Here is a 4,499-nt window from a genome sequence, read left to right on the forward strand (position 1 = left end):
CCCTGCTTTGTTAGCCCTTCTACCGGGCGTGGGAATCCAGGCTAGTCGTCACCGATCCCGTCGAAGAAGAAGAAACTACCCGCCTGCGTCTGCGCGCAGCCAAAGCGGATTTTCTCGAGGACATTCAGCTCTCCCGTCAGAGAAAGACCTGGCTGGGATATTGCCTCTCCCTGAGCTATTTCACAGAGTGCTGCTCGAAGACCTACGTCGAAGATATCGAGCGAAAGGATCTCCTGCGCTTCGTCGTTTTCCTGCGCGATGAGAAGGAACTCGCGCCCCGCACCGTGCACAATAAATTCGCCGAGTTGCTCACTTTCCTTGCTGCGCAGGGCGTGCCGAAGCTCATCAGCAAGAACGACCGCCCTCGCTTCGTCGATCAGGAGGTCGAGATCTATGAAGACCACCAGTTGTTGGCACTCCACTCAGCCTGCTCGCTCTATCACAGCACGCAGTACGACTTCTATCTCATGAGCGGGTTTCGCGAACAGGAGGCGATGCACGTCCAATGGGAGAATATCCACTTCAACTCGAACGTCGTGGAGATGCGCTGGAAACCCCAGTTCCGCTGGATGCCGAAAGCCTACAAGGAGCGCGAGGTTCCGGTTCCTACGCTCCTGCTGGATCGGCTGGAGAACTACCGGCGGACTCTGCCCGCCGCTCGGGCCTCGGACAGGGCTTTGGTCTTCAGCACTGCAACCGGCAAATGCGCTACGCATATGCTTCGGGCGCTCAAACGAAACGCGAAGAAAGCCGGATTGAACCAGGATGATTTCTGGCTGCACAAATTCCGCGCGACCTTTGCGACGACGCATCTCCAGGCCGGCGTCGACCTCCGAACGGTGATGACGTGGATGGGACAGAGCAATCTGGAGAGCATCATCCGATATCTGAAACCTGCCAGAAATAGCACCGTCATCGAAAAGGTCAATGCGAATTTTGCCGCTCAGGAGCGTCCGCGACTTCAGCTTGTCAGCGGGGCAGCACAGGCTTCACAAGTTTCATCACTCGAAAATCTATAAACTCAGAAACCGCATTGCAGCATCGGAGACAGTGACGAGCGCCGGGACACCTCCCGGCGCTTGTTGTTTTCACCAAGCCAATTTCCGTCAATTTGACCGAGATTGCATTCTGCGTGATTTTCTCCACGAGGCTCCGGTTTCTCTCGTGTCTCTCCAAGGAGGAACGAATGATCTTAGCCGACGTTGTCGAACAGAAGAAGGAGGCTCTGCGAGTGGAAGATGTCGCACGCATCCTGGACATTTCAGCGAAGCAAATCTACAAGATGGCAGCCAAGGGCCAGATCCCTTCCCTCAAGATCGCCAATTGCGTTCGATTTGACCCTCACGATGTTGCTGAGTGGCTGAGAGGCCAATCCTGTACGAACCCAACCGCAGCAATTTCGTTACAAAACCGCGCCCATCCAACGAAACGCAACGGACGACTCCTCTATCAGGCGCGACGGATCGATCCGCCCTCTCCGCAACTTAGCAGCCGGCGAAGTGCGGAGATTGCAGGTTGAAATTCTCACTCGTCAGATCCCCTGGTTTGTTCCGGGGCCTCCAGCTTGTAGATGCAGGATTTGACCGAGTTTTCGAACCACCCGATCATGTTCACGCATTTGAGGAGTTTCTGTGGACAAACGTGAGGGTTATCTGGTGATCGCGGCCTCACTGACAGTTTCGGATGGCTTCGTGACTGTGTATTACGGCTGGCCTGTGTGGAGAGCGTGGTCCGGGGACATATGGAGCCGCGGGCTGTTGTTCATAACGGCGGCGATGGGAGCCACATCGCTGGCAAACCTTTGGGCCCAAGCAATACTGCAATCAGCGAAACCGCGGGGAGAACGTGATGTTTGAATCGCTTGCCACATTGTCCGACAGGCTATCCGCCACCGGCTACTTCATCGATCCGGTGATGACCCAGGTCGTCTTCCTCGCTGCGAAGCTGCAAAAGCCGCTGCTGCTTGAGGGTCCCGCGGGCAGTGGCAAGACCCAACTTGCTATCTCCGTTGCCGCCGCGGCCGGAACCCACGTGGAACGGCTGCAGTGCTACCGCGGCGTGACCGAGGAGAAAGCGATTGGCCGCTTCGACGAAGGCCTGCAGCGACTCTACATGGAGTTCTCCAGGGGCCAGCACGAGAACTGGCAAGCTGTGCAGGCGAACCTCAAGGGGCGGGACTTCTTTCGGCCGGGCCCGCTAATGCGTGCGCTCGAGTGCGATCGGCCGTGCGTTTTGCTGGTTGACGAAATAGATAAAGTCGACGAGGGATTTGAGGCTTTGCTGTTAGAAATACTTTCCGCCTGGCAGCTCTCGATTCCCGAGTTTGGCACTGTCACCGCGAAGAGTATTCCCTTCGTTGTCTTGACAAGCAACGAAGAGCGCCGATTGGGTGATCCGATTCGGAGGCGCAGCCTCTATGTCCGCGTCGAGCATCCTACACCAGCGCGCGAGTCCGAGATCATCGCCAGCCGAACGCCCGAAGCCGACGAGACGTTTCATCGAGAGATGGCAGGGATCGCTCTTTCCTTCCGCAATTATTCGCTGGAAAAGCCGCCCTCTGTCTCGGAGATGATCGACTTCGCCAATGCTCTGCAGTTGCTTGGAACCGACCACGTGACCGAGGAGCATCGCGATGTCCTGCTGCCTTTTTTGGCAAAGACCGAGAAGGACCGCCGCCACCTCCTGCTGCGCGAGGGATTCAAAAGCCTCCTCGACGATGGAGCCAGATTCGCGCAGACGCTGGTACTCCGTGGAGGGTCAACATCATGATTCGGTATTTGCTTCTGCTTTTGATCGTGCTGCCCAGTTTTGCCCTTGGGCAGGCCGATCCTGCGCCAGCGGCAGGATTTGTGAGGCAGTACGCGGCGCACTATCGTGTACCGCCCGAGTTGATCGCTGCATTGATCGACGTCGAGTCGCGGTGGAATCCTCGGGCAGTTTCGAACAAGGGAGCGATGGGGCTGATGCAACTGATGCCGGCGACCGCAAAGCGTTACGGCGCGTTCGATCCCTTCAGTGTCGAACAAAACATCGCTGCGGGCACACGTTACGTCACGGCGTTGATGTGGGAGTTCCATGGGGATCTGCGTTTGGTCTCCGCCGCCTACTATGCCGGCGACCGCGGAATCTCCCGTGAGCAACTGAATTACCACAATCCGGAGGTTGTGGCTTACGTTCAGGCCGTCCGGCAGCGATACATCTTTCGCAAGTATCTGGCCGCGAGGCCGCCAAGGAGGTCCACCTGGTGAAACTTCGCTGGTTCATCCCCATCGCCTTCCTTATTCCACTGCGGCTGAGCGCGACCGATGTTCCGGTCGGGGCGCGCGTTGCCACGATCACGATCAATCCGCGAGAAGTTACGATCCTCCACTTGCGGCCCGAGTTTGAATCGACGATTCGCATGCCCGAAGAGGTCACGTCGGTCATCCTCGGCAGTCCGGGCGACTTCAAGGCCGAGCATAACGAGGGCGAGCCGGACTACGTCTACGTCAAGCCGATCATTAAAGAGGCTGCGCAGTCGAATCTCCTGATCGCAACCAAATCGGGACAGCACGTCTCGTTGGAGTTGGTCAGCGAGGGCGCCGGGGTTGCGAGCCAAGCCCAGCCGGTTGACTTCCTGATCGAATACAGGACGGCGCGGAGCTTCCTCATCCCCTCCGACGCTGAATCCCCGGCAACGCCGAGCGTGCCAGCGAAGGATCCGGATCGTGGCAGAGGAGATGGAAGCACCGGTGCGAACTCGGCGCCGCTGTCGAGTCTCGACGAAGCATTCAAGCAGCAAGAGAGCGTGAACGCTCCAAAATGGACGAAATGGGCGGACAAGGAGATCGAGACATCGATCGGCGACGTGCGGCAGCTGAGCAACGAGACCATGATCTCCTACTCGGTCTTGAACAGCTCGAATCAGCCGATCGAAATTGTGCCGCCGCAGATCCAGATGACGGGCCGCAAGGTCACGAAAAAAAAGAAGGAAGGCAAAGGAATCATTTCCGATCAGCTGGAGATTCGGGACTACAGGTTGAGCACAACCCGCCTGGAGCCTGGAGAGCGTGCCGATGGTGTGGTCGTCTTCGACCGGCCCAACTTCAAGGAATCAACAGAGAAGCTATTTCTCGAGATCGCCCAGGCCGACCAGGTGGATCGTCCGATCTTGATTCATCTGCCATTTACTCCACCCATTTCCGGAGACGGCAAATAGAAGGGGGTTCCGTGACTATCGACGTCAATGGCAACAACAAAAATGGAAACGCTGGATTACCTACTACTCAAGTCGCTGAGGCTTCCGGCCCTGGGGTCCCCCAACGATTCGTGCAGGCGCCCGAATCAGCAGACCGCGAGGCCAGAGAGAAGCCAGGCGTCAAGTTTGCCACACGAGCCAATGTCAAAGGAGCGGACGGAATCAGCAAAGGCAAACTCATCCTCCTCGGAGGTGGATTCACCGTTGCGGTGCTCTTCTTCGTCTTGACCGCGACCATCAGCAAGTCGCCAAGAAAGTTGGC

Annotated in this window: 7 protein-coding genes; 6 read left to right on the forward strand and 1 reads right to left on the reverse strand. The window is 57.5% G+C overall.

Going from position 1 to position 4,499, the window contains the following annotated elements; all coding sequences use genetic code 11:
* Positions 1 to 41: 41 nt before the first annotated feature.
* Positions 42 to 290, reverse strand: a complete 249-nt coding sequence (locus VMU57_RS19950) for a hypothetical protein (protein ID WP_325386633.1) — start codon at positions 288 to 290, stop codon at positions 42 to 44.
* Here VMU57_RS19950 and VMU57_RS19955 point away from each other — a divergent pair.
* The 6 genes from VMU57_RS19955 to VMU57_RS19980 all read left to right on the forward strand — a co-directional run.
* Entirely contained in the window at positions 285 to 1,019 is a 735-nt protein-coding gene (locus VMU57_RS19955) for a site-specific integrase (RefSeq protein ID WP_325386635.1), read from the forward strand. The genes VMU57_RS19950 and VMU57_RS19955 overlap by 6 nt on opposite strands.
* A gap of 167 nt (positions 1,020 to 1,186) precedes the next feature.
* A complete protein-coding gene (locus VMU57_RS19960; RefSeq protein ID WP_325386637.1) occupies positions 1,187 to 1,519 on the forward strand; it encodes a helix-turn-helix domain-containing protein in 333 nt (110 codons plus the stop codon).
* Between the two features lie 329 nt (positions 1,520 to 1,848).
* Positions 1,849 to 2,769 carry a MoxR family ATPase gene (locus VMU57_RS19965; RefSeq protein ID WP_325386639.1) on the forward strand — a complete coding sequence of 307 codons (921 nt, stop codon included), beginning with the start codon at positions 1,849 to 1,851 and terminating at the stop codon, positions 2,767 to 2,769.
* A complete protein-coding gene (locus VMU57_RS19970) occupies positions 2,766 to 3,248 on the forward strand; it encodes a lytic transglycosylase domain-containing protein (protein ID WP_325386641.1) in 483 nt (160 codons plus the stop codon). Before VMU57_RS19965 ends, VMU57_RS19970 begins: the two co-directional genes overlap by 4 nt.
* Positions 3,245 to 4,198: a hypothetical protein gene (locus VMU57_RS19975; protein WP_325386643.1), complete on the forward strand. Its 954-nt coding sequence runs from the start codon at positions 3,245 to 3,247 to the stop codon at positions 4,196 to 4,198. The genes VMU57_RS19970 and VMU57_RS19975 overlap by 4 nt, the downstream gene beginning before the upstream one ends.
* Before the next feature lie 11 nt (positions 4,199 to 4,209).
* A partial coding sequence (locus VMU57_RS19980; protein ID WP_325386645.1) for a hypothetical protein occupies positions 4,210 to 4,499 on the forward strand: 290 nt, incomplete at its 3' end.

The organism is Edaphobacter sp., from assembly GCF_035532915.1.
In the GTDB taxonomy this organism is placed as follows: domain Bacteria; phylum Acidobacteriota; class Terriglobia; order Terriglobales; family Acidobacteriaceae; genus Edaphobacter.